The organism is Undibacterium sp. Rencai35W, assembly GCF_049340185.1.
Classification (GTDB): Bacteria; Pseudomonadota; Gammaproteobacteria; order Burkholderiales; family Burkholderiaceae_D; genus Undibacterium.
Map to the genome: position 1 here is coordinate 262,268 of NZ_JBMPPC010000001.1, position 23,428 is coordinate 285,695.

Annotated in this window: 21 protein-coding genes and 7 tRNA genes; 26 read left to right on the forward strand and 2 right to left on the reverse strand. The window is 46.7% G+C overall.

The annotated features are described in order from the left end of the window. Positions 1–53: 53 nt before the first annotated feature. From lepA to nadC, 17 genes are all read left to right on the forward strand, one after another. Positions 54–1,847 carry a translation elongation factor 4 gene (gene lepA, locus ACO0K3_RS01110; protein ID WP_422981118.1) on the forward strand — a complete coding sequence of 598 codons (1,794 nt, stop codon included), beginning with the start codon at positions 54–56 and terminating at the stop codon, positions 1,845–1,847. Beyond that, positions 1,844–2,755, forward strand: coding sequence for a signal peptidase I (lepB, locus tag ACO0K3_RS01115; RefSeq protein ID WP_422981120.1), 912 nt, complete (start codon positions 1,844–1,846; stop codon positions 2,753–2,755). Before lepA ends, lepB begins: the two co-directional genes overlap by 4 nt. A 20-nt stretch (positions 2,756–2,775) precedes the next feature. Beyond that, positions 2,776–3,171, forward strand: a complete 396-nt coding sequence (locus ACO0K3_RS01120; protein WP_422981122.1) for a DUF4845 domain-containing protein — start codon at positions 2,776–2,778, stop codon at positions 3,169–3,171. 11 nt (positions 3,172–3,182) lie between these two features. Then, positions 3,183–4,055, forward strand: coding sequence for a ribonuclease III (gene rnc / locus ACO0K3_RS01125; protein ID WP_422981124.1), 873 nt, complete (start codon positions 3,183–3,185; stop codon positions 4,053–4,055). Continuing rightward, positions 4,052–4,954 carry a GTPase Era gene (era, locus tag ACO0K3_RS01130; protein WP_422959958.1) on the forward strand — a complete coding sequence of 301 codons (903 nt, stop codon included), beginning with the start codon at positions 4,052–4,054 and terminating at the stop codon, positions 4,952–4,954. The genes rnc and era overlap by 4 nt, the downstream gene beginning before the upstream one ends. Positions 4,955–4,961: 7 nt before the next feature. Then, positions 4,962–5,825, forward strand: coding sequence for a DNA repair protein RecO (gene recO / locus ACO0K3_RS01135; protein WP_422981126.1), 864 nt, complete (start codon positions 4,962–4,964; stop codon positions 5,823–5,825). After that, the gene (gene pdxJ, locus ACO0K3_RS01140; RefSeq protein ID WP_422981128.1) at positions 5,822–6,580 is read left to right on the forward strand and encodes a pyridoxine 5'-phosphate synthase; all 759 of its coding nucleotides are present in this window, start codon (positions 5,822–5,824) and stop codon (positions 6,578–6,580) included. Before recO ends, pdxJ begins: the two co-directional genes overlap by 4 nt. Before the next feature lie 10 nt (positions 6,581–6,590). Next, positions 6,591–6,995 carry a holo-ACP synthase gene (gene acpS, locus ACO0K3_RS01145; RefSeq protein ID WP_422981130.1) on the forward strand — a complete coding sequence of 135 codons (405 nt, stop codon included), beginning with the start codon at positions 6,591–6,593 and terminating at the stop codon, positions 6,993–6,995. Further along, complete coding sequence (uvrC, locus tag ACO0K3_RS01150) at positions 6,988–8,871, forward strand: excinuclease ABC subunit UvrC (RefSeq protein WP_422981132.1); 1,884 nt, start codon at positions 6,988–6,990, stop codon at positions 8,869–8,871. Before acpS ends, uvrC begins: the two co-directional genes overlap by 8 nt. Positions 8,872–8,920: 49 nt before the next feature. Then, on the forward strand, positions 8,921–9,505 hold the full coding sequence (pgsA, locus tag ACO0K3_RS01155; protein ID WP_422959963.1) for a CDP-diacylglycerol--glycerol-3-phosphate 3-phosphatidyltransferase: 585 nt from the start codon (positions 8,921–8,923) through the stop codon (positions 9,503–9,505). Positions 9,506–9,546: 41 nt separating this feature from the next. Continuing rightward, positions 9,547–9,622: transfer RNA gene (locus tag ACO0K3_RS01160), tRNA-Gly, on the forward strand. 28 nt (positions 9,623–9,650) lie between these two features. Beyond that, positions 9,651–9,726: transfer RNA gene (locus ACO0K3_RS01165), tRNA-Gly, on the forward strand. Positions 9,727–9,758: 32 nt separating this feature from the next. Then, a tRNA-Gly gene (locus ACO0K3_RS01170) sits at positions 9,759–9,834 on the forward strand. A gap of 127 nt (positions 9,835–9,961) precedes the next feature. Further along, positions 9,962–10,035 (forward strand) — tRNA-Cys (locus ACO0K3_RS01175). A 68-nt stretch (positions 10,036–10,103) separates the two neighbouring features. Continuing rightward, positions 10,104–10,196: transfer RNA gene (locus ACO0K3_RS01180), tRNA-Leu, on the forward strand. An 89-nt stretch (positions 10,197–10,285) separates the two neighbouring features. Next, a complete protein-coding gene (nadA, locus tag ACO0K3_RS01185) occupies positions 10,286–11,425 on the forward strand; it encodes a quinolinate synthase NadA (RefSeq protein ID WP_422981134.1) in 1,140 nt (379 codons plus the stop codon). Positions 11,426–11,433: 8 nt separating this feature from the next. Further along, positions 11,434–12,297, forward strand: a complete 864-nt coding sequence (gene nadC, locus ACO0K3_RS01190; protein WP_422981136.1) for a carboxylating nicotinate-nucleotide diphosphorylase — start codon at positions 11,434–11,436, stop codon at positions 12,295–12,297. Positions 12,298–12,486: 189 nt separating this feature from the next. Here nadC and nadB read toward each other — a convergent pair whose 3' ends face one another. Continuing rightward, entirely contained in the window at positions 12,487–14,091 is a 1,605-nt protein-coding gene (nadB, locus tag ACO0K3_RS01195; protein ID WP_422959977.1) for an L-aspartate oxidase, read from the reverse strand. Positions 14,092–14,275: 184 nt separating this feature from the next. Beyond that, a complete protein-coding gene (purT, locus tag ACO0K3_RS01200; RefSeq protein ID WP_422981138.1) occupies positions 14,276–15,487 on the reverse strand; it encodes a formate-dependent phosphoribosylglycinamide formyltransferase in 1,212 nt (403 codons plus the stop codon). Positions 15,488–15,840: 353 nt separating this feature from the next. Between purT and ACO0K3_RS01205 the strand changes: the two genes are divergently transcribed. The 9 genes from ACO0K3_RS01205 to ccoG all read left to right on the forward strand — a co-directional run bounded on the left by ACO0K3_RS01205 (position 15,841) and on the right by ccoG (position 23,421). Further along, the gene (locus ACO0K3_RS01205) at positions 15,841–16,113 is read left to right on the forward strand and encodes an HU family DNA-binding protein (protein WP_262836663.1); all 273 of its coding nucleotides are present in this window, start codon (positions 15,841–15,843) and stop codon (positions 16,111–16,113) included. 48 nt (positions 16,114–16,161) lie between these two features. Further along, positions 16,162–16,237 (forward strand) — tRNA-Val (locus ACO0K3_RS01210). A 27-nt stretch (positions 16,238–16,264) separates the two neighbouring features. Then, a tRNA-Asp gene (locus ACO0K3_RS01215) sits at positions 16,265–16,341 on the forward strand. A gap of 72 nt (positions 16,342–16,413) precedes the next feature. Beyond that, entirely contained in the window at positions 16,414–18,336 is a 1,923-nt protein-coding gene (locus ACO0K3_RS01220) for a SurA N-terminal domain-containing protein (protein WP_422981141.1), read from the forward strand. A gap of 210 nt (positions 18,337–18,546) precedes the next feature. After that, complete coding sequence (gene ccoN, locus ACO0K3_RS01225) at positions 18,547–19,986, forward strand: cytochrome-c oxidase, cbb3-type subunit I (protein WP_422981143.1); 1,440 nt, start codon at positions 18,547–18,549, stop codon at positions 19,984–19,986. Between the two features lie 23 nt (positions 19,987–20,009). Continuing rightward, the gene (gene ccoO, locus ACO0K3_RS01230) at positions 20,010–20,627 is read left to right on the forward strand and encodes a cytochrome-c oxidase, cbb3-type subunit II (protein WP_422981145.1); all 618 of its coding nucleotides are present in this window, start codon (positions 20,010–20,012) and stop codon (positions 20,625–20,627) included. Positions 20,628–20,732: 105 nt separating this feature from the next. Continuing rightward, positions 20,733–20,885 carry a cbb3-type cytochrome oxidase subunit 3 gene (locus tag ACO0K3_RS01235; protein WP_422959983.1) on the forward strand — a complete coding sequence of 51 codons (153 nt, stop codon included), beginning with the start codon at positions 20,733–20,735 and terminating at the stop codon, positions 20,883–20,885. Between the two features lie 2 nt (positions 20,886–20,887). Continuing rightward, the gene (ccoP, locus tag ACO0K3_RS01240) at positions 20,888–21,898 is read left to right on the forward strand and encodes a cytochrome-c oxidase, cbb3-type subunit III (protein WP_422981147.1); all 1,011 of its coding nucleotides are present in this window, start codon (positions 20,888–20,890) and stop codon (positions 21,896–21,898) included. A 110-nt stretch (positions 21,899–22,008) separates the two neighbouring features. Further along, positions 22,009–23,421 (forward strand): cytochrome c oxidase accessory protein CcoG, encoded by a 1,413-nt coding sequence (gene ccoG / locus ACO0K3_RS01245; RefSeq protein ID WP_422981149.1) that lies wholly within the window; start codon positions 22,009–22,011, stop codon positions 23,419–23,421. Positions 23,422–23,428: the final 7 nt, after the last annotated feature.

Sequence of the window (23,428 nt, forward strand, 5' to 3'; positions counted from 1 at the left end):
ATTTTTTGCCCGGCTAAGAGCGCTTTTTTTGTAATAGGCCTCCTGTCCCCCTAATGAAGAACATTCGCAATTTTTCAATCATTGCCCATATTGACCACGGTAAATCTACACTTGCTGATCGAATTATCCAATTGTGCGGCGGATTGTCCGATCGCGAAATGGAAGCTCAGGTATTGGACTCGATGGATATCGAGCGTGAGCGTGGCATTACAATCAAAGCACAAACTGCTGCATTGCACTACAAGTCTCTCGATGGACAGATCTATAACTTGAATTTGATCGATACACCTGGTCACGTTGATTTTAGTTATGAGGTAAGTCGCTCCCTATCTGCCTGTGAAGGTGCGCTACTAGTGGTGGATGCATCGCAAGGTGTAGAGGCGCAAACCGTTGCAAACTGCTATACAGCAATTGAACTAGGTGTGGAGGTCGTTCCTGTCCTGAATAAAATTGATTTGCCTTCTGCTGATCCGGATAATGCCATCAATGAAATTGAGGAGGTGATTGGGATTGAGGCTAGTGATGCTGTGCATTGCTCTGCTAAGACCGGATTGGGCGTACAGGATGTACTCGAGTCATTGATCAAAAAAGTACCACCACCAAAAGGAGACCCTGATGCGCCACTGCAGGCGTTGATTGTTGACTCTTGGTTTGATAACTATGTCGGTGTGGTGATGTTGGTCCGCATTGTCAATGGAACTTTGCGTCCTAAAGACAAAATCTTGTTTATGGCAACCGAAGCGCAGCATCTGGTTGAAAGCGTCGGCGTATTTACTCCAAAATCATTATCTCGTACCGAACTGACTGCGGGTCAAGTTGGCTTCATTATTGCCGGCATTAAAGAGCTCAAAGCAGCCAAGGTTGGCGATACGATTACTATCGTTGGTAAGCCAGCCAAAGAGCCATTACCTGGATTTAAAGAGGTTCAGCCGCAAGTTTTTGCTGGATTATTTCCGGTTGAAGCAAATCAGTATGATGCCTTGCGCGATTCTCTGGAAAAGTTAAAGTTGAACGATGCTGCTTTAATGTATGAGCCCGAGGTGTCACAGGCCTTGGGCTTTGGATTCCGTTGTGGATTCCTTGGCCTCTTACATATGGAGATTGTGCAGGAGCGCCTTGAGCGCGAGTTCGATATGGACTTGATCACGACAGCACCTACCGTAATTTACGAAGTTGTCATGGGCGATGGCAGTATTCTGATGGTGGATAATCCGTCCAAAATGCCTGAGCCATCACGAACAGAGGAGATTCGTGAACCCATTGTGACGGTGAATCTTTATATGCCGCAAGAGTACGTAGGCGCTGTCATTACTCTTTGTACTTCAAAACGTGGCGTGCAGCTCGACATGAATTATCACGGGCGGCAGGTGAAGCTGACCTACGAAATGCCGATGGCTGAAATCGTACTAGACTTTTTTGATCGTTTGAAATCGACTTCACGTGGTTATGCATCGATGGATTACGAATTTAAAGAATATCGCGCAGCAGATGTTGTCAAAGTTGACATGCTGATTAATAGTGAAAAAGTCGATGCGCTGGCAATTATTGTTCATCGTGCCAATAGTCAATATCGCGGTCGCGCAGTTGCAGCGAAAATGCGTGAGTTGATTCCTCGTCAAATGTTTGATGTGGCAATTCAGGCAGCGATTGGTGCAAACATTATTTCTCGAGAGAACGTCAAAGCTTTGCGTAAAAACGTATTGGCAAAATGTTATGGCGGAGATATAAGCCGTAAGCGTAAACTGCTTGAAAAGCAAAAGGCAGGTAAAAAACGTATGAAACAAGTTGGTTCTGTGGAAATTCCACAAGAAGCATTTTTGGCAATTTTACAAGTGGATGAGAAATGAGTTTTCAATCGATTTTGGGTAACTTTGCACTGATTCTCTTCGTACTTACCATTTCGACGGGAATTATCTGGTTTTTGGACATGTTCGTATGGAGTAAGCAGCGACGGCTTACAGCAGATCAGGCGCTTGCTGAGTTTGATGCACGTAAAGCTAAGTTAACTTCCGAAGGAATTCGTGTTGAAGAAGGTGGTCGTAACGAATTGGAATCAAGACTTCTGAAGCAGCCAACCTGGGTTGAATATTCCGGTAGTTTTTTCCCCGTGATTGCCTTGGTGTTCTTTTTGCGTTCATTTTTGTATGAGCCGTTTAAGATTCCATCTAGCTCGATGTTGCCGACACTTTTTGTTGGAGATTTGATTCTGGTCAATAAGTTTACCTATGGTATTAGGTTGCCAATTCTCAATAAAAAAGTCATCGAAATTAATAACCCGCAGCGTGGTGATGTCATGGTGTTTAAGTACCCAGAAAATCCGGGAGTGGACTATATTAAACGTGTGATTGGTGTTCCGGGTGATAAAATAGTTTATAAAAACAAACGATTATCTGTAAATGGTAAAGATATTTCTTATGAGGTCTTACCTGATTTTCTCGACGAGGAGCGACTGAGTTATTCAAAGCAACTAAAAGAAGATTTAACTGGCGTACAACATAGTATTTTGAATGACGAGCAATCACCAGCGTTCGTGCGCGATCCCCATCCATTTCCTTTACGAGAGTTATGTAATTATGATAACGAAGGATTTAGCTGTACGGTCCCTGCTGGACAATATTTTATGATGGGCGACAATCGGGATAATAGTTTGGACAGCCGTTATTGGGGGTTTGTACCCGACCAGAATATTGTTGGTAAGGCTTTCGCAATCTGGATGAATTTTAGCCATCTGAAAAGAATTGGCAGTTTTAAATAATTGATTGGAGCGGACATATTATGCAAGCTATGAATGATAGAAAATTGACTTATCAACGCGGTATTTCGCTTATTGGATTGATACTTACTTTAGGTATTTTGTTCATGGTTGCTATGCTAGGTATGAAAGTGGTACCAACTGTTGTTGAATATATGTCAATAAAAAAAGCAATCGTCTCTGCGAAGCAATCTGGAGATACTGTTCGGGATATCCAGAATGCTTTCGACAAGCAGTTATCCGCAGGTTATTTTGATGCTATAGGCGGCAAAGATTTATCTATAGTAAAAGGTAATGATGGCATGGATGTTAGTTTTGCTTATACAAAGAAAATCCCCTTATTTGGCCCTGCAAGCTTATTGCTAGAATACGAGGGAACAACGGCTAAAGGCGGTACCCCCGCTAAAAGGCTGGAATAATCAGAGCTGATATGAACGACCAATTATTGCAAAAAAGACTGGGGCATCAGTTTTCAAATGCGGCGCTACTGCAACAGGCCTTGACGCACCGCAGTCACAGTGGTTTGCACAACGAACGCCTGGAATTTCTAGGTGATTCAATTTTAAATTGCGTTATCGCTTCTTTGTTATTTGATAGTTTTGCAAATATCGATGAAGGTGACTTATCACGTGTGCGTGCCAATTTAGTAAAGCAACAATCTTTATATGAAATTGCTCAAAGAATAGAGTTATCTCAGTTTTTACGTTTGGGTGAGGGGGAGTTAAAGTCAGGAGGGTTTCGTCGCCCCTCCATATTGGCAGATACGCTTGAAGCCTTGTTTGGGGCGATTTTTCTTGATGCCGGATTTGACGCTACCCGCGAGGTGATTAAGTCATTATATGCACCGGTACTAAGCACTGTTGACCCTACTACACTGGGTAAAGATGCGAAAACCTTACTTCAAGAATTTCTACAGAGTAAAAAAATCGCTTTACCTCAATATAACGTAGTCGCCACTCATGGCGCTGCCCACAATCAAGAGTTTGAAATTGAATGTTTGGTGCCAAAGCTAGAAATCCAGGTTTTTGGTGCTGGCGGCAGTCGTAGAGCGGGAGAGCAGGCCGCGGCGAAACTCGCGTTAGAAACAGCGCTAAGGCTATTAGCAAAATCACCTGCATCACGCAAAGCTAAACCTCGTACCTCTCAATTAAAACTTGCTGGCATTGCTACTGTCCAAACTGAAGGCAGTGACGAAAAAAAATTGAATAGTGCCTCACAAAAATCGTTGCTGGATACCGCAAATGATCAAGTTGTGCCCTCCGCTGAACTTAGCGTACCTACCCAACGCCCAAAAACTGCATGATAGATCCATTGAATAACACCGAATTCCGCTGCGGCTATATCGCCATTGTTGGTCGCCCGAACGTTGGTAAATCGACTTTGATGAACACCTTGATTGGCGCCAAAGTCAGCATTACTTCTCGCAAGGCGCAGACTACACGTCATCGGATTACAGGTATTCAGACCAAAGATAATACTCAATATGTGTATGTCGATACGCCAGGATTTCAGACCAGACATTCGAATCCTTTAAATCGCACCTTGAACCGCACGGTCACGAATACCTTGACCGCTTCTGATGTAATTCTCTTTATTATTGAGGCGGGTACTTTTGGTGCTGCGGATCAGCAAGTCATCGATTTGTTGCCGAAGAACGTGCCCTGCATTTTGGTGATTAATAAGTCTGATCGTGTCAAGGACAAGGCCGTCATGATGCCTTTTGCACAGAAAATTATGGCTTTATATCCTTTCGCTGCGGTAGTGCCAGTCTCTGCAACTTTGCGTTTTCAGTTAGAGAATTTAGAAGGCGAAATTAAGAAATATTTGCCGTTCAATCCGCCGATTTTTGCTGAAGATGATATTACCGATCGTAGTGAAAAATTTTTGGCAACGGAAATCGTTCGGGAGAAATTATTTCGTTTTGTTGGAGATGAGCTGCCCTATACCAGCACGGTGCTGATTGAAAAATTTGAACAGGAAGGTAATTTGCGGCGCGTTTTCGTGGCTATTCTGGTCGATAGAAATACACATAAATCAATGGTCATCGGTAATAAGGGTGCGAGATTGAAAGAGATTTCTACGCAATCAAGGCAAGACATGGAGAAACTATTTGGCGGCCCTATTTATCTTGAAATCTGGGTAAAAGTAAAATCTGGTTGGGCGGATAACGAAGCTGGTTTGCGTGCCTACGGTTACGAATAATGTATCTATGAATACCCAGGTGATAGACCTGAAGATAGATGATGTAATGCCGCTTGATAGCATTGCAGATGTACCTTTGACTGAAGTAGGCCCAAAGACAGCGAAGGTGCCTGCAAAAAAAACAAGCTCGACTGCGCGTCCAGTAAGAATTGTTACCAAAGATATTCGTATTTTTGGTCAACCCGGTTTCGTGCTTCATTCCTATCCCTATAAAGAAACTAGTCTGATCATCGATGTATTCACGCGTGATTACGGTCGCTTGGCTTTAGTGGCAAAGGGAGCAAAGCGACCACATTCTCAATTGCGCAATATCTTACAAACTTTTCAACCGTTAACGATGGCCTGGAGCGGGAAGTCAGATATCAAGACGCTGAGCGCAGCAGAGTGGGTAGGTGGCATGCTGCCGTTAGAGAAATCGGCGTTGCTGTGCGGATTTTATCTGAATGAATTGCTCGTCAAGTTTTTAGTCCGGGACGAGCCTCATCTTGAGTTATTTGATCAATATGTGTCAACACTCAATCAGCTTGCGCATAATGAGCCTGCGCTGACTGTATTGAGAAAATTTGAACATACCTTATTACAGCAGTCCGGTCTGGTCGGGGATCTTACCCGCTGCACTCTGACCCAAATGGCTGTTTTTCCTCAAGAAAATTATGTGGTGGATCCTGAACGTGGAGCCCGGCCTGCCAGAGTTGCGGATACCAGCCCTAGGGTGAAAGGTAAAACTCTGTTGGATATGCGTGCAGGCGATTATCAGGATCCTACAACGCAATCTCAAAGTAAAATGTTGATGCGCTTTTTGCTGGCGCATCATTTACATGGCGCGTCTCTGAATACGCGCCAAATTCTGATTGATCTGCAGAATCTATGAACATACATCAACAAACTCAAACAATTGACCTGGGTATTAATATCGATCATGTTGCTACCTTGCGAAATGCCCGTGGTACGAGTTATCCAGATCCTTTAGATGCTGCCTTAATGGCGGAGGAGGCGGGTGCGGATTGCATTACCCTGCACATGCGTGAAGATCGACGTCATATCAAAGATGCAGATGTTGAGCGTATTCGTCCTCGCCTGATCACCCGCATGAATCTTGAGGCCGCGGTCACCAATGAAATGATTGACTTCGCTTGCAAGATCCTGCCTCAAGACGTCTGTCTGGTGCCGGAACGTAGAGAGGAAGTCACTACGGAGGGCGGCTTGGATGTGGTGAAATATTTTGTCCAGGTACAAGCTGCAGTGCGTCAGTTGCAAGAAAAAAACATACGCGTCAGTCTATTTATTGATTCCGACATTCAACAAATCCAAGCTGCGTCGGAAACCGGTGCTACAGTGATTGAGATTCATACCGGTCGTTATGCTGATGCGCATGATGAAGCGCAGCAATTAGCTGAGTTGCAGCGTGTCAAACTCGGTGCTTTTGAGGGAATCAGGCGTGGACTCAAGGTTAACGCCGGACATGGTTTGCATTACTCGAACGTTCAGGCTATTGCATCGATTCCTGATATCACTGAACTCAATATTGGACATGCTATCGTTGCCCAGGCAGTTTTTGTTGGCTGGAAAAAAGCAGTCAGCGATATGAAAGCGATCGTGACGCAAGCCAGATTGAATCACCTCTAATCGGATATAAATGATCTACGGTATTGGTACCGATATTCTGCAAATTTCACGTGTCGAAGCTGCGTTGCAGCGTCATGGTGATCGATTTGCAGAGAAGATTTTAGGCCCCGAAGAATTAAAAAAATACTATAGTCGCAAGGCTAAAGTGGAGATCCGAGGGTTACGTTTTTTGGCAACTCGTTTTGCGGCGAAAGAAGCCTTTTCCAAAGCAATTGGCTTAGGTATGCGCATGCCGATGACCTGGCGATCTGCACAAATTATAAACGCACTTAGCGGGCAGCCGATTTTGGTAACTCATGGCGCATTAGCCGATTGGATGCGCGAGCAAGGCTTAACGGCGAGAGTTTCTATCACCGATGAGGCTGATTATGCTGTGGCATTTGTGATTGTTGAAAAAAATAGTTCACATGTCTGATCAGTCTCCACAATCTCCGGCAATCCCGGCTTCAACGGTAGATGCGCGCAGTGCGGTGCTAGATACCGTTACCAAACTCCCGAATCTGCCTGGTGTGTATCGCTATTTCGATATGCAAAATCAGGTGCTCTATGTTGGCAAGGCACGTGATCTGAAGAAGCGTGTTTCCAGTTATTTTCAAAAGACCTTAAGCAGTCCCCGTATTGCCATGATGGTCGAAAAAATCGCCAGATTGGAAACGACAGTAACGCGTAGTGAGGCAGAAGCCTTGATCCTTGAAAATAATCTGATCAAGGCTTTGCGTCCGCGGTATAACATACTATTTCGCGATGATAAATCTTATCCTTATCTAAAGATAACAAATCAAACATCGCCGCGGATGACGTACTACCGTGGTGCGGTCGATAAAAAACATCAATACTTCGGGCCATTTCCTTCCGGTTGGGCGGTCAAGGAGTCAATGCAAATTTTGCAGAAAGTGTTCTTGCTACGCAGTTGCGAGGATAGCGTTTTTTCTAATCGTACTCGCCCTTGTTTATTGCATCAGATTCATCGTTGTAGTGCACCTTGTGTCGACATTATTTCACATGAAGACTATATGGAAGATGTTGAAAATGCTTCCAAATTTTTGCGTGGGCGACAGTCTGAAGTGATGCAAACGCTAGAGCGGAAAATGCTGGCGTATGCGCAAGATCTGAAATTTGAACAAGCTGCGATTGTACGAAACCAAATGTCTGCCTTGTCAAAGGTTTTGCATCAGCAAAGCATGGAAACGACAGGTGATGCAGATATAGACATCATTGCAGTAATTGTCGAAGGCGGACGTGCTTGCGTGAATCTGGCCATGGTGCGCGGCGGTCGCCATCTTGGTGATCGTGCTTATTTTCCTGCTCACGTCGATGATGCGCAACTAGCGATGGAAGACTCGATTGAAGTCGAAGTGTTATCGGCTTTTCTGGCGCAGCATTACGTCGATCAGTTTATTCCTTCGACTTTGATTTTAAATATTGAGCTGGATGCCCCAGATCTTATTCTGGCGCTGACAGCGCAATGCGGGCATAGAATTCACCTATCGTTTCAGCCTCAGGAGCAGCGCCGTGCCTGGTTGGAAATGGCAGTCAAGGGCGCACAACTGGCTTTGGCGAGGATGCTGTCTGAACAAGGGTCGCAACAATCTAGAACCCGTGCGTTAGTCAGTGTGCTGGAGCTAGAGGTGGAGGACCTTGAGGCGCTGCGCGTAGAATGTTTTGATATCAGTCATACTCAGGGCGAGGCCACGCAAGCCTCCTGCGTGGTATTTCATCACCATGCAATGCAGAACGGGGAATATCGTCGCTATAACATCAATGACATTACGCCCGGCGATGATTATGCCGCCATGCGTCAGGTCTTGATGCGGCGTTATGAGAAAGTCGCGAATGGCGATGGCGTGATGCCGGATGTCGTTCTGATTGATGGGGGTAAAGGACAGGTCGAAATGGCACGGCAAGTGTTTGTCGAACTGGCACTAGATATCAGCCTGATTGTCGGAGTTGCGAAAGGTGAGGGGCGTAAAGTAGGTTTAGAGACGCTGATTTTTGTAGATGGCAGAACAGAGAAAGAATTAGGTAAGGAATCAGCTGCGCTGATGTTAATCGCGCAAATCCGCGATGAAGCACATCGCTTCGCTATTACCGGCATGCGCGCCAAGCGCGCTAAGGCAAGGCAAACATCACAGCTAGAAGAAATTGAAGGCGTCGGACCAAAGCGTCGGCAACGATTATTGGTAAGGTTTGGCGGGTTAAAGGGAGTCTCCGATGCGAGTGTGGATGATTTGGCTTCAGTCGACGGCATTTCCCGTCAATTAGCTGAAGAAATTTACAAGCGATTGCGTTAGACAAATATAATACAAAAATTAATAGGTAAATACCTTACGCAAATCATCCATGCCTTTCAATATTCCCATCTTGCTCACCTGGTTACGCGTCGCGCTTATTCCGCTAGTAGTCGGCGTTTTTTATTTGCCTGATACCTGGCTGAGTTCTTTTGACAGGGGGCTGGCCTCTACTCTGGTGTTTATCGTCGCGGCAGTTACTGATTGGTTTGATGGATTTCTCGCACGTCGCTGGAACCAGACCTCTGCGTTTGGTGCTTTCCTCGATCCGGTTGCTGATAAATTGATGGTGGCAGGCGCTTTGTTGGTGCTGGTTCAGCTGGATCGTGTCAACGCAGTCATTGCTTTTGTAATCATCGGACGTGAGATCACGATCTCTGCATTGCGAGAATGGATGGCGCAAATCGGGGCGTCAAAATCGGTAGCTGTAAGCTCGTTAGGTAAGATTAAAACGACCGCACAAATGGTCGCTATCCCCATGTTGCTGTATTACGATGTACTCTTTAATGTGATTGATACAGCGTACTGGGGCGCATGGCTGCTCCTGATTGCAGCTGTGTTGACTGTGTGGTCTATGTTTTATTATTTGCGGCGCGCATGGCCTTTAATCAAAGAGACAACGGACAAAATGTCTTGACAGAGTAATTGGCTGATATATAATGTGCGCCTGTCGTTGATGCGGGAGTAGCTCAGTTGGTAGAGCGCAACCTTGCCAAGGTTGAGGTCGAGAGTTCGAGACTCTTCTCCCGCTCCATTAATGACAGAATGTAAGAAAAAATTCTGCGGGAGTAGCTCAGTTGGTAGAGCGCAACCTTGCCAAGGTTGAGGTCGAGAGTTCGAGACTCTTCTCCCGCTCCAGATTTTTTAAGTATGTATAGTTTGTTTCGAATGCGGGAGTAGCTCAGTTGGTAGAGCGCAACCTTGCCAAGGTTGAGGTCGAGAGTTCGAGACTCTTCTCCCGCTCCAGAATTTGAAGGGAAGCAGAGCTTCCCTTTTTTATTCAGCGAGTTGGCTGAACTAAGTTTTAGATGTAAAGTGGTCTCCGTGATTTGATAATTCAAGTTTAGGTTGTTCACTTTAAAATTATAGTTTTGGCGGGATAGCAAAGAGGTTATGCAGCGGCCTGCAAAGCCGTTTAGAGCGGTTCGATTCCGCTTCCCGCCTCCATTTATAGCGCCTCAGGCGTTTGATAGGCTTTGATGGATGGTGCATTAGCACTGTTCCTTAAGTAGCGTGCCCGAGTGGTGAAATTGGTAGACACATCGGACTTAAAATCCGCCGCTTTCCTTAAACGGGGCGTGCCGGTTCAATTCCGGCCTCGGGCACCAATCGCTACAAGAAATATAAACCCGCACTTCTGGTCACAGGAGCGCGGGTTTTTTTATGCTGTTACACTAAGTTTTTGACCCTGTTGAGAATGCATATGGAAGCAACCAAAGTCATTGAATTTGAACGTCCGCAAATGGATTCTGGAACCAGTTGTACTGCCGCGGCATGGGCGCGTGTCCCGGATGCGCCCAATGCGGCAGAAAAAGAGCAACTGAAAGCGCGCATCAAACAATTGCTGCGCGAAAAACAGGCTGTCTTGGTTGCGCATTATTATGTTGATGCTGACTTACAGGATCTGGCCGAAGAGACGGGCGGTTGCGTCTCTGATTCCCTAGAGATGGCACGCTTTGGGCGTGATCATGCGGCAAAAACTTTGATCGTTGCAGGTGTTAAATTTATGGGGGAGACAGCAAAAATCCTCAGCCCTGAAAAAACGATTTTGATGCCGGATCTCGACGCGACCTGCTCGCTAGACCTCGGTTGTCCGTCGGATGAGTTTGCTGCGTTTTGTGATGCGCATCCTGATCGTACCGTGGTGGTGTATGCCAATACCAGCGCCGCTGTCAAGGCGCGTGCCGACTGGATGGTGACATCAAGTATCGGTCTGGATATCGTGGCGCATTTGCATGCGCAAGGTAAAAAAATTCTGTGGGCACCAGATAAGCACTTGGGTTCTTATATTCAACAGAAGACGGGCGCTGATATGTTGCTGTGGCAGGGGTCCTGTCTGGTGCATGATGAGTTTAAAGGGATTGAGCTTGATGTGTTAAAAGCAGAGCATCCTAACGCTAAGGTTTTGGTACATCCGGAGTCGCCGGCGGCAGTGGTGGCGCTGGCAGATGTGGTTGGCTCAACGTCTCAAATGATTCATGCGGCTAAAACTATGGATGCGACAGAATTCATTGTGGCGACGGACAACGGCATCTTACACAAAATGCAGATGGCAGCGCCCGGTAAAAAATTTATCGTCGCACCGACTGCGGGCAATAGTGCCACTTGTAAGAGCTGCGCCCATTGCCCATGGATGGCGATGAATGGTTTGCGTAATTTATTGCAGGTACTTGAGCAGGGGCATAATGAAATTCAGGTCGATCCTGTAGTCAGTGTCAAGGCAAAATTGTGCATCGATCGTATGCTGGATTTTGCAGCGGCAAAAAAAGCGAATGTGCGCCCTGGCGCAGATTTGGCTAAAGAGCAAAAATTGTTTTCAGGGATAGGTCCGGCATGAGTCATTCCATGAGTAATCTGAAAAATGTATTCGCACCGTTTGATGCGGATTTGTCAGCGGCATTTGAACGTAATATCGCAGATGCTATTGCCGAGGATGTAGGCGACTGTGATGTGACTGGGTTGCTGGTTCCGGAAGACCAGATGGTATTGGCGCAAGTGATCGTGCGCGAAGAGGCGGTGCTGTGCGGCGCACCCTGGTTTGATGCCGTGATGGCAGCGCTGGATAGTCGTATTAAAGTCGAGTGGATGTGGGAGGAGGGTGCGTTGATGACGGCGAATAGCCTGGTGTGCAAAATTACAGCTCCTGCACGTGCCTTGCTGACTGCTGAGCGCAGCGCGTTGAACTTCTTGCAATTGCTGTCTGGTGTGGCAACGGTAACGCGTCAGTACGCGACCTTGATTGCGGGCACTGCTGCGGCGATTCTTGATACCCGAAAAACCTTGCCAGGGCTGCGTCTCGCACAAAAATATGCAGTGCGAGTGGGTGGTGGCAAAAATCAGCGTCTGGCTTTATACGACGGTATTCTCATCAAAGAAAATCATATTGCAGCGGCAGGTGGTATCGAGGCAGCAATGCAGGCTGCGCACGCCTTGCAGGCAGATGTAAGCATACAAATTGAGGTCGAAAGTCTGGAGCAGCTGCAAACGGCCTTGCGTGCAGGTGCTGCGTCGATTCTTTTGGATAACTTTAGTACCGAGATGATGCGGGCTGCTGTGGATCTGAATGCGGGTCGTGCTTTGCTGGAAGCATCTGGTGGTGTCGATAAGAGTTCAGTACGTGCGATTGCTGAAACAGGTGTGGACAGGATTTCGATCGGTAGTCTGACCAAAGATATCAAGGCCACGGATTATTCATTGCGCATTATCTGATTTTTACGATACTCCCCACCTACCGACATAAAAATAGGCTTGATTCGCACTATTTGATGGGGATGTTAAATAATACTGGGTGGCAGTATATTCTTTTTGGCACTTTTCTGTAATCCAGAGTAGATAAAAAACGCGCTACCGTGTTGGTGATAACACGGTAGCGCGTTTTGATTTTTGTAGCACTGCAGACTATTTCTTCCGTTTCGGTGACAAGACTGTCGGCAGCGCTTTTGGCAACGTATCTGGATAATCGCGACTAAAATGCAGGCCACGGCTTTCTCTACGCGACAGCGCGCTATTCACGATCAGTGAGGCGACATCAACCAGATTCCGCAATTCAAGCAAATTGTTTGAGATACGGAAATTTGCGTAGTACTCATCGATCTCTTCCTTCAGCAAACGGATACGGTGTTTGGCGCGCTCCAGTCGTTTATTGGTCCTGACGATACCAACGTAATTCCACATAAAGCGTCGCAACTCGTCCCAGTTGTGAGCGATCACGACTTCTTCGTCTGCATCGGATACACGGCTTTCATCCCAGGCAGGCAGGTTTGGTGAGGCAGTTTGTTCTTGTGCTGCGATATGTTGGGCTGTGGCTTTGCCGATGACCAGACATTCGAGCAAAGAATTGCTGGCAAGCCGGTTCGCTCCGTGCAGTCCGGTATAAGCAGTCTCGCCAACGGCGTACAAGCCCGGTAAATCCGTTCTGCCAGTCGTGTCGGTGACGATGCCGCCGCAGGTGAAGTGCACGGCAGGGACGACGGGAATAGCTTGTTTTGTGATATCGATACCCAGCTCCAGACAGCGGGCATAAATCATTGGAAAATGTTCTTTTAAAAATTCCGGCGGCTGATGTGTGATATCCAGTTCGACATAGTCCAGTCCGCGCTTTTTCATCTCAAAGTCAATTGCCCGCGCAACTACATCGCGTGGCGCAAGTTCTGCGCGTGCATCATGATCCAGCATAAAACGCGCACCGGCACTCGTGCCTGCTTCGGCGGGCAGTTTGAGAATACCGCCCTCGCCGCGCACAGCTTCGGTGATCAAAAACGATTTAGCGTAAGGGTGATACAGACAAGTTGGGTGAAATTGCATGAACTCCATATTTGCAACGCGGCAGCCAGCGCGCCATGCCATTGCAATGCCGTCGCCTGTCGCGGTATCCGGATTGGTTGTATAGAGATAGACCTTACCCGCGCCGCCAGTCGCCATCACGGTATGTTGTGCCTCAAAGGTATGTACTTTTCCGGTTTTAACATCTTGTACATACAAGCCCAGGCAGCGCGGGGTTGCCGAGGTCTCGCCTAATTTGGCAGAGGTAATGACGTCGATGGCGTAATGGTGTTCAAACAAGCTGATATTCGGATGCGCACGCACGATTTGCTCTAGAGTCAGTTGTACGGCATGGCCCGTCGCATCCGCTGCATGAATGATACGGCGCTGGCTATGACCGCCTTCACGCGTCAGATGGAAGCCCAGTTCGGCGTCGTCGTCGCGTGTGAATGGCACGCCTTGCTCAATCAACCAGTCAATTGCTTCGCGGCCATGTTCAATGATGTAGCGGGTGGCACCTTCGTCACACAAGCCACCACCGGCGATCAATGTGTCGGAGATGTGTTGTTCATGGCTGTCGTGCGAATCAAGTACTGCGGCAATGCCGCCTTGTGCCCAGTCACTGGCGCCATCCAGCAAGGCGCGTTTTGAAATCACTGCGACTTTACGGGTTTTGGCGAGATGCAGCGCGACGGATAAACCAGCGAGGCCACTGCCTACAATTGCAACATCAAATTTCATATATATTCTTTGAGCATGTTGAACAAACAACGACGAAAACACTAACTATAGGCGAAATCAAGAAAGTTGGAGGAAACACACAAAATGCTAAGCTGAAATAAAAGCCTGGCAAAGCAGGCTTTTAGGGATATCAAATATTCACTAAGTGGTATGCGTCCAGAAATTTTTTCGATTTCTCAACACATCAATCAATAATCACCGGTCGTACTTTTGCTGCTGCTGCTTTAGCGAGCGTTCTTGCCGTATCGGTATCTTTGGCTGTTGCCAGTGCCACGCCCATGCGGCGGCGGCTAAAGGACTCTGGCTTCCCAAACAGGCGGATATCCGTACCTTCAACCTGTAATGCTTCTGCCACGCCTTCAAAGGCAATCGCTTTGTGGTTATGTTGTCCGTAGATGACGGCAGAGGCGGCAGGACTGCGCAAGCTGACATTGACTGGCAATCCAAGGATGGCCTTGGCGTGTAATTCAAATTCGCTTTGCACCTGGCTCGACATGGTTACCATGCCTGTGTCATGCGGGCGAGGGCTGACTTCTGAAAACCAGACCATCTCATCTTTGACGAATAATTCGACGCCAAACAATCCAAGTCCACCCAGATCATCGGTCACTTTCTTTGCGATATCACGAGCCCGTTCTAATGCTTTGTTATGCATAATTTGCGGCTGCCATGACTCGACATAGTCGCCTTGTACTTGAACATGGCCGATAGGCTCACAGAAATGCGTTTCGATCTGACCATCGCGACCCATCGCACGTATCGTCAGCAGTGTGATTTCGTACTCAAAATCAATGAAACCCTCAACAATGACGCGACCGGAGTTTACGCGACCACCTGCCGCTGCGTAATCCCATGCAGCCTGCACTTCATCTGCGCTATCAATCTTGGATTGACCTTTGCCTGAGGAGGACATAACTGGTTTGATAATGCACGGAAAGCCGATGTCATTACATGCTGCCTGCAGTTCTGCAAGGCTGTCGGCAAAGCGATAGGGGGAGGTTGGCAGTGCCAGAGTTTCAGCAGCAAGGCGTCGAATGCCCTCGCGGTTCATTGTTAGCCACGCAGCGCGAGCAGTAGGGATGACGCGGGCTTTGCCGGCTTTTTCTAATTCCATCAACATGGGCGTAGCGATTGCTTCGATTTCCGGGACGACCAGATCGGGCCGCTCTTTTTCAATCAGGCTGGCAAGTGCCGCGCCATCTGTCATATCTATTACATAGGCGCGGTGCGCAACCTGGTGCCCGGGCGCGTTTTCGTAGCGATCAACTGCGATGACTTCGATCCCCAGACGTTGCAGAGAAATGATGACTTCTTTGCCTAATTCGCCCGAGCCGAGGAGCATGACTTTGGTCGCATTTGCGGAAAGAGGTGTGCCGAATTGCTGTATGGTTTTCATAAATTGTTTCTCGGGATGATTGATTAATTTGCGGAATAATTTCTTCGATCAAAAATAGCGTTTTGATTAAATAGTTTGATTCGATGGTTTAAAACAACAGGCCTGATCTTGTCCGATGATGCTGTTTTGAGGGTAAATGCATGCTAAATCCGAATTTCGAAATTATACTTTTGATTTCACAAAGAAAACCCAAGAAGATTGTAGGAAAACGCTGCAAACCGCTTGACACAAGGCTTTCCGGCTTGATTTAATACCGGATGCAGATTTTCTGCCTGCCGTGATAGATGGCCGACCAATAAATAATCGAATACATCATCGCGAAGTTAAACTAGACTTTTGTGAGGAGGACGTAAGTGAATAAAACTGAATTGATCGATCACATTGCGAAAACAGCTGATATTTCAAAGGCAGCATCATCACGTGCATTAGATGCAGTGATTGGCGCAGTTAAAACAACGTTGAAAAAAAATGGCACAGTGACTCTGGTCGGCTTTGGCACATTTTCTGTTGGTAAACGCGCAGCAAGAACAGGCCGTAATCCACGCACTGGTGAAGCAATCAAGATCAAATCTGCTAAGGTTCCTAAATTTAAGCCTGGCAAAGCTTTGAAAGATGCGGTAAACTAATGGACTTCGTGGTGCAGTGACAAGCACCACACTGTTGTAAATTTGATGGGGCGCTTAGCTCAGTTGGTAGAGCGGAGCCCTTACAAGGCTTAGGTCGGGAGTTCGAGCCTCTCAGCGCCCACCACAAATTTTCAGCATTTGCAGTACATAAGGAGTGGTAGTTCAGTTGGTTAGAATACCGGCCTGTCACGCCGGGGGTCGCGGGTTCGAGCCCCGTCCGCTCCGCCAAGATTAAAAAGGTGAACGCAAGTTCACCTTTTTTCATATTCGGTAACAGTTCGTCAGAGTGATCGGTTGACCATGTTTGAGTATATTCGTACACACCAACGATTGATGCAGTTTTTATTGCTGCTGATTATCTTCCCTTCTTTCGCCTTTTTTGGTCTGGAAAGCTATACACGTTCACGCGGCGCTAATGAGCCTGTTGCGACGGTAGCCGGACAATCGATTAGTCAGCAAGAGTTTGATACAGCCCAGCGTGACCAGTTGGAGCGTCTGCGCCAAATGTATGGTCCGCAATTCGACTCCAAGTTGTTGAATACCGCTGAGGCTCGCCAAAATATTCTGGATGATCTGATCACACGTAAGGTGATTAATGTCGAAATAGCTAATCAACACTTGAGCATATCTGATGAAGCATTGCAGCAGGCAATTTTGGCAGAGCCAGCTTTGCTCAAGCCTGATGGCACTCGTGACGTTGAGCAGTTTAAAAAATTATTGGCAATGCAGGGAATGACGCCAGAGAGTTACGCACAGCGCTTGCGTCAAAGTATGTCACTTCAGCAATTACTGGGTGCCGTGCAGTCCACTGCAATCGTTCCAAAAACGGTCGCTAATTCTTTGTCTGTCATTAACGAGCAGGAAAGAGAAGTTCAGGCTTTGAATTTTCAGTCAGCTGATTTTGCCTCACAGGTAAAAGTGACGGATGAGATGTTGAAGTCCTACTACGAAAAAAATTCAGCTCAGTTTGAAATCCCTGAAACCATCAAAGCTGAATATGTTGTATTGAACAATGACGTGCTGAGTTCGCAAATCACTGTGTCCGACGCAGAGGTACAAGCTTTTTACGAACAAAATAAAAAGTTTGCTACGACTGAAGAGCAGCGTCGTGCCAGCCATATTTTGATTGCATCCAACAAAGATGCAAAAGATGCAGATAAAGCGGCAGCCAAACAGAAGGCTGAAAAGCTGTTAGCTGACGTGCGCAAGAACCCTGAATCTTTTGCAAAATTAGCCAAAGAAAATTCTCAGGATCCGGTGTCAGCAGAGCGTGGCGGAGATCTGGATTACTTTGGTAAGGGTGCAATGACTAAAGCATTCGAAGACACTGTATTCAAGTTGAAACAAGGTGAAATCAGTGAGCTCGTTCAAACAGAATTCGGTTATCACATCATCCAGTTGACGGCGATTAAACCAGCGAGTGTGAAGTCTTTGGAAGAGATGAAGTCACAAATCGTGGCAGACATCAAAAAACAAAAAGCAGCTAAAGCTTATGCTGAAGCAGCAGAAACATTTACCAATACCGTCTACGAACAGGCAGATAGCTTGAAGCCAGTTGCCGATAAACTGAAGCTGCAAGTACAAACGACCAATGTGCTGACCCGTCAACCGAATCCTGCTTTACCAGCAGTGGCTTTGTTTAATAATCCAAAGTTTTTGAAGGCGATTTTTTCTGATGAGTCCGTCAAGAAGAAACACAATACAGAAGCTGTTGAAGTAGCGCCTAGCACACTGGTCTCCGGTCGTGTCGTTGAGTACAAAGCGGCGAGCAAACGTCCGTTCGAAGAAGTAAAAGCGATCATACTTGCCCGTGTTACTTTGACAGAATCAGTTGCTCTTGCAAAAAAAGCCGGTGAGGACAAACTGAAGGCATTGAAATTGGCGGATAATGCTGCTGGTTTCTCAGAAAGTAAGACAGTATCCCGGTTGAAAAATCAAGATGTTGCACCAGCAGTTTTTGCTGAAGTTATGAAAGCCGATCTGCAAAAATTGCCCGCATTCGTTGGTGTTGAAACGCCTGGCTCTGGTTATAGCATTTACCGTATTGCGAAGGTGAATGCCGGTACGATAGATGCGGGACGACGTAAAATTGAGCAATCGCAGTTTGCTGATGCCATCGCGCAAAACGATATGTTCTCTTATGTAGAGGCGCTTAAGCAAAAATCTAAAGTTACTATCAATAAGACGCTTGTTTCTGCTCCTCCTGTAGCAGCTCCGCAATAACCGGATCTTACTTGGTAAAAAAAGCACCGTAAGGTGCTTTTTTTACGTCTGCTTTAAGCATGAAAAGCTCAATAAATTCAGATATCACGGAAATTATTGATTAAAATTTTCTCAAATTTTTTTCCTAATTCCTACTTTTTGATTTGTATCAATATCGCGTGTAAGCATGCTCGCTATTCTGTCAATGAATTCTATTAACAGAGTGAGATCATGACGATATCTAAAGAAAGTTCTTACAATTATCGCGTAGTGCGCCAATTCTCTCTCATGGCAGTCGTATGGGGAATAGTTGGTATGCTGGTGGGCGTGATTATCGCTTCACAGCTTGCCTGGCCGGAGTTGTTTTCAGGAATACCCTGGCTAAGTTACGGGCGGCTGCGACCTTTACATACCAATGCAGTTATTTTTGCATTCGGTGGTTGTGCCTTGATGGGTACTTCCTACTACGTGGTGCAGCGTACTTCGAACGTGCGCCTGTTCTCTGATGCCCTCGCGGGCTTTACCTTCTGGGGTTGGCAGCTCGTTATTCTGGCCGCGGCCATTTCCTTGCCTCTTGGCTATACCCAGGGTAAGGAATATGCTGAACTGGAATGGCCAATTGATATCCTGATCGCTGTGGTGTGGGTTGCGTATGCCATTGTTTTTTTTGGTACGCTAGTCAAGCGCAAGGTTGAACATATCTATGTTGCCAACTGGTTTTATGGTGCCTTTATCGTTGCTGTGGCCGTATTGCACATCGTCAATAGCGCGGCTATTCCGGTATCTCTGACCAAGTCTTATTCTGCATATGCCGGTGTACAGGATGCAATGGTGCAGTGGTGGTATGGGCATAACGCAGTCGGTTTCTTTTTGACGGCAGGTTTCCTGGGCATGATGTATTACTTCATTCCTAAACAAATCGAGCGTCCGGTTTATTCTTATCGACTGTCTATTGTTCACTTTTGGGCATTGATTTTTACCTATATGTGGGCCGGTCCTCATCATCTGCATTACACCGCATTGCCTGACTGGGCGCAGTCTATCGGTATGGTGTTTTCCCTGATTTTGCTGGCACCATCCTGGGGCGGCATGGTCAACGGCATCATGACTTTATCCGGTGCCTGGAGCAAGCTGCGTTCTGATCCTATCCTGCGTTTTCTCATCGTCTCCTTGTCTTTCTACGGTATGTCTACCTTTGAAGGCCCGATGATGGCGATCAAAACAGTCAATGCTTTATCTCATTACACAGACTGGACTGTCGGGCACGTACATTCTGGGGCGTTGGGCTGGGTGGGTTTTATCTCTATCGGTAGTTTGTACTACTTGATTCCGCGATTATTTGGTCAGACAGAGATGTATAGCAAGCGGTTGATCGAAGTGCACTTCTGGGTGGCAACGATTGGTGTGGTCTTATACATCGCTTCGATGTGGATTGCTGGCGTGATGCAAGGCTTAATGTGGCGCGCAGTGAATGAAGACGGCACCTTGACTTATTCGTTTGTAGAGACAGTGAAGGCAACCTATCCGTACTACGTCATTCGTATGACTGGTGGCCTGATGTATTTCAGTGGCATGTTGGTGATGGCATATAACGTTGTAAAAACCGTCGCTGCTGCAAAGCCTGTCAACAATGCGATTCCCGTGTTGAGCCCAGTTGCGGCTCATGCCTGATCAGAGAAATAAGGAGAATTTATATGCGTAATTTTACTCATGATCTGATTGAGCGAAATGTGGGACTGTTATTGGTACTGGTCATACTGACGATTAGCATCGGTGGACTGGTAGAAATCGTTCCCTTATTTTTCCAGAAATCGACAACGCAGCCAGTGCAGGGGATGCAGCCATATTCACCATTGCAATTGACCGGACGGGATATCTATTTGCGTGAAGGCTGCTACGGCTGTCACTCACAAATGATTCGTCCATTCCGTGCAGAAACCGAGCGTTATGGCCACTACTCGGTAGCAGGAGAGTCTGTCTACGATCATCCCTTTCAGTGGGGTAGCAAGCGTACCGGCCCCGATCTTGCTCGGGTTGGCGGTCGTTACAGCGACGCCTGGCACCGAGATCATCTGAATGATCCACGTTCAGTTGTTCCTGAGTCGAATATGCCTTCGTATTCCTGGCTGGCAAAAACGAAACTCGATAAAGCAGAGATCACTCCGAAGTTGAAGGCGATGAAAACCTTGGGCGTGCCTTATACAGATCAGCAAATCGCGGCTGCTCCGGATGAGATTGCCGATAAAACAGAGCTCGATGCATTGATCGCCTATTTACAGATTTTAGGTACGTCGATCAAAAATAAAAATTAAGGAAATTCAGGATACGACAATTTGAACTATGCCTGTTAATGGCGTTGTCGTTATCCGGATTCCACGACTGTTAGCAAGTCAGATTTCTAAGAGAGAGGATGAAACATGGACATTAATTTCACCATCGTCAGCAGTGTTGTGACGGTGATCAGCCTGATCGTGTTTTTGGGTATTCTCTACTGGGCATTCAGTAGTAAAAACAAAGCCCGATTCGAAGAGCTGGCACGCTTGCCAATTGAGAATGAGAACGGAAAATAATCATGGCAGATTTTTTTAACCAATGGTGGAGTATAGGGATTGCAGTATTGGTTGCAATCAGTATTTTTGCATGCGGATTGTTGCTGTGGTCGCAATCTACAGTTAAAGTAAAAATAGGTAGTGACGGCAAACCATTGCCGGCCGAAACAACGGGTCATGTATGGGACGGTGATTTAACAGAGAAAAATAATCCCTTGCCACGCTGGTGGATGTGGTTGTTTTATCTCACCATTATTTACAGCATCGGCTATTTGATTGTCTATCCTGGCCTTGGTGATCGGCAAGGTAGTTTCGGCTGGAGTCAGGCCGGAGCGTATGAAAAAGAAATGGCGGATGGTGAAGCGCAATACGGACCTATCTTTAACAAGTATCTGGCGATGGACATCAAAGAAGTTGCCAAGGATCCGCAGGCAAAAGAAATTGGTCAGCGTCTGTTTTTGAATACTTGCTCACAGTGTCATGGCTCTGATGCACAAGGTGGTAAGGGATATCCAAATCTAGCTGATAGTGACTGGTTATATGGTGGTGATCCGCAAACGATCGTGACGACAATTACTGAGGGACGTCATGGCCAGATGCCGCCGATGGGTGCTGCGTTGGGTACCGATGATGATGTGCGTAATGTCGCCAACTACGTATTGAGCTTATCCAATTCCACTCATGACCCGATCAAGGCCGCATTGGGTAAATCCAAATTTGCAGCATGTGCCGCCTGTCATGGCGCTGAAGGTAAAGGAACACAGGCATTGGGTGCACCGAATTTGACCGATAAAATCTGGTTATATGGTGGCAGTATTGATACCGTGATGGAAACCATTAACAAAGGTCGTAATAATCAAATGCCAGCACATAAAACTATTTTGACGCCTGCAAAAATTCATTTGCTCGCTGCTTATGTGTGGAGTTTATCAAATGATCCGTCGGCAGTGATAAAAACGGCAGAGGTAGCCGCCGTTCAGCAAATAGCAGAAGTTGCAAGTGCTCCGGCCACTACATCAGATGCAGCAAAATAAGATGTCACAATAAATTCAGTGTCAGTCGTTCTGGCACTGAATGATCAGAAGCGCTGATGTCGTTGCGAGGGTATTCGCAATTCATATCATCACTTCCTTTGATAGAAACTATGAAGCATATTCCCATCATACCGGTACCGATAGAAGAGGCTGAAATAGCCTTATTTGAAGAGCGTCGCAAAATATATCCGCGTTCACAAAAAGGATGGTTTGCCAGTTGGCGCTGGGTACTGGTATTTTTTACTCAAGCTCTTTTTTACGGTACCGCCTGGCTTACTTGGAATGACAGGCAGGCGGTATTGTTTGATCTGGTCACACGAAAGTTTTATATTTTTGGATTGGTTCTGTGGCCACAAGATTTCATTTATCTGGCGATCTTGCTGGTGATCTCCGCATTATCGTTATTTTTGTTTACCGCCATTGCAGGTCGTTTGTTTTGCGGATATGCCTGTCCGCAAACGGTCTATACCGAGATATTTTTATGGATAGAAGCCAAGTTCGAAGGTGATCGTAATGCGCGTATCAAGCTTGATGCGTCCCCTATATCCGTACGTAAATTTGGTATCAAATCACTGAAACACGGTGTGTGGCTTATTTTATCTTTATGGACAGGATTTACTTTTGTCGGTTACTTCACACCAATCCATCAACTGGCAGCGGAAGTATTCAGCTTTACCCTAGGCCCTTGGGAAACGTTCTGGTTACTCTTTTATGGCTTTGCAACTTATGGCAATGCGGGCTGGATGCGTGAGCAGGTCTGTAAATATATGTGTCCTTATGCCCGCTTTCAAAGCGCGATGTTTGATAAAGATACGCTGACAATTACTTACGATACTGCACGCGGCGAACCTCGTGGTTCGCGAAATAAAAAAGTCGATTACAAGGCGGAAGGCAAGGGTGATTGCGTCGATTGCGGTATTTGTGTACAGGTTTGTCCGACGGGAATTGATATCCGTAATGGCTTGCAATATGAATGTATTGCCTGCGGAGCATGCATTGACGGTTGTAATCAGGTGATGGATAAGATGGGTTATGAGCGTGGTTTAATTCGCTACACCACGGATCATGCACTGACTAAACAACTTGATTCTAATGCGATGTGGCGACGTGTTTTTCGTCCGCGTACTTTGGTCTATTCCGGTATTCTCGGCCTCATCATTCTCGCAGCCGGACTGTCTTTGGCTTTGCATGTTCCTTTAAAAGTGGATGTGATCCGCGACCGTGGCATGCCGCTTGTGACGGAAACCGGTGCGATTGATAATGTCTACAAAATTCAGATCATGAATACGGAAGAGCTTGCCAAAGAAGTGCAGTTTGAAGTCAAAGGTATCAACGGTATTCGCATCGTAGGCGAGACAACGGTGAGTATTAACGCGGCAACGACTAAAGCAATACCAATGCGCGTTCGCATACCTCCCGGCGCGGCGGAGCCAGGCTCTAACCGTATCAGATTTGTCGTCAAGGATAGTAAGGCTGCCAATATCACAGTCACTGAAAAGGCTGTGTTCCTGGTGCCAAAATAGGAGAATG

Coding starts and splice junctions, on each gene's coding strand:
- uvrC (WP_422981132.1), top strand. CDS start 6,988: ATGTCTGATCAGTCTCCACAATCTCCGGCAATCCCGGCTTCAACGGTA.
- nadC (WP_422981136.1), top strand. CDS start 11,434: ATGAGTAATCTGAAAAATGTATTCGCACCGTTTGATGCGGATTTGTCA.
- ACO0K3_RS01235 (WP_422959983.1), top strand. CDS start 20,733: ATGGACATTAATTTCACCATCGTCAGCAGTGTTGTGACGGTGATCAGC.
- ccoO (WP_422981145.1), top strand. CDS start 20,010: ATGCGTAATTTTACTCATGATCTGATTGAGCGAAATGTGGGACTGTTA.
- acpS (WP_422981130.1), top strand. CDS start 6,591: ATGATCTACGGTATTGGTACCGATATTCTGCAAATTTCACGTGTCGAA.
- pdxJ (WP_422981128.1), top strand. CDS start 5,822: ATGAACATACATCAACAAACTCAAACAATTGACCTGGGTATTAATATC.
- purT (WP_422981138.1), bottom strand. CDS start 15,487: ATGAAAACCATACAGCAATTCGGCACACCTCTTTCCGCAAATGCGACC.
- nadB (WP_422959977.1), bottom strand. CDS start 14,091: ATGAAATTTGATGTTGCAATTGTAGGCAGTGGCCTCGCTGGTTTATCC.
- lepA (WP_422981118.1), top strand. CDS start 54: ATGAAGAACATTCGCAATTTTTCAATCATTGCCCATATTGACCACGGT.
- nadA (WP_422981134.1), top strand. CDS start 10,286: ATGCATATGGAAGCAACCAAAGTCATTGAATTTGAACGTCCGCAAATG.
- ACO0K3_RS01120 (WP_422981122.1), top strand. CDS start 2,776: ATGCAAGCTATGAATGATAGAAAATTGACTTATCAACGCGGTATTTCG.
- ccoG (WP_422981149.1), top strand. CDS start 22,009: ATGAAGCATATTCCCATCATACCGGTACCGATAGAAGAGGCTGAAATA.
- pgsA (WP_422959963.1), top strand. CDS start 8,921: ATGCCTTTCAATATTCCCATCTTGCTCACCTGGTTACGCGTCGCGCTT.
- ccoN (WP_422981143.1), top strand. CDS start 18,547: ATGACGATATCTAAAGAAAGTTCTTACAATTATCGCGTAGTGCGCCAA.
- era (WP_422959958.1), top strand. CDS start 4,052: ATGATAGATCCATTGAATAACACCGAATTCCGCTGCGGCTATATCGCC.
- ccoP (WP_422981147.1), top strand. CDS start 20,888: ATGGCAGATTTTTTTAACCAATGGTGGAGTATAGGGATTGCAGTATTG.
- lepB (WP_422981120.1), top strand. CDS start 1,844: ATGAGTTTTCAATCGATTTTGGGTAACTTTGCACTGATTCTCTTCGTA.
- rnc (WP_422981124.1), top strand. CDS start 3,183: ATGAACGACCAATTATTGCAAAAAAGACTGGGGCATCAGTTTTCAAAT.
- recO (WP_422981126.1), top strand. CDS start 4,962: ATGAATACCCAGGTGATAGACCTGAAGATAGATGATGTAATGCCGCTT.
- ACO0K3_RS01220 (WP_422981141.1), top strand. CDS start 16,414: ATGTTTGAGTATATTCGTACACACCAACGATTGATGCAGTTTTTATTG.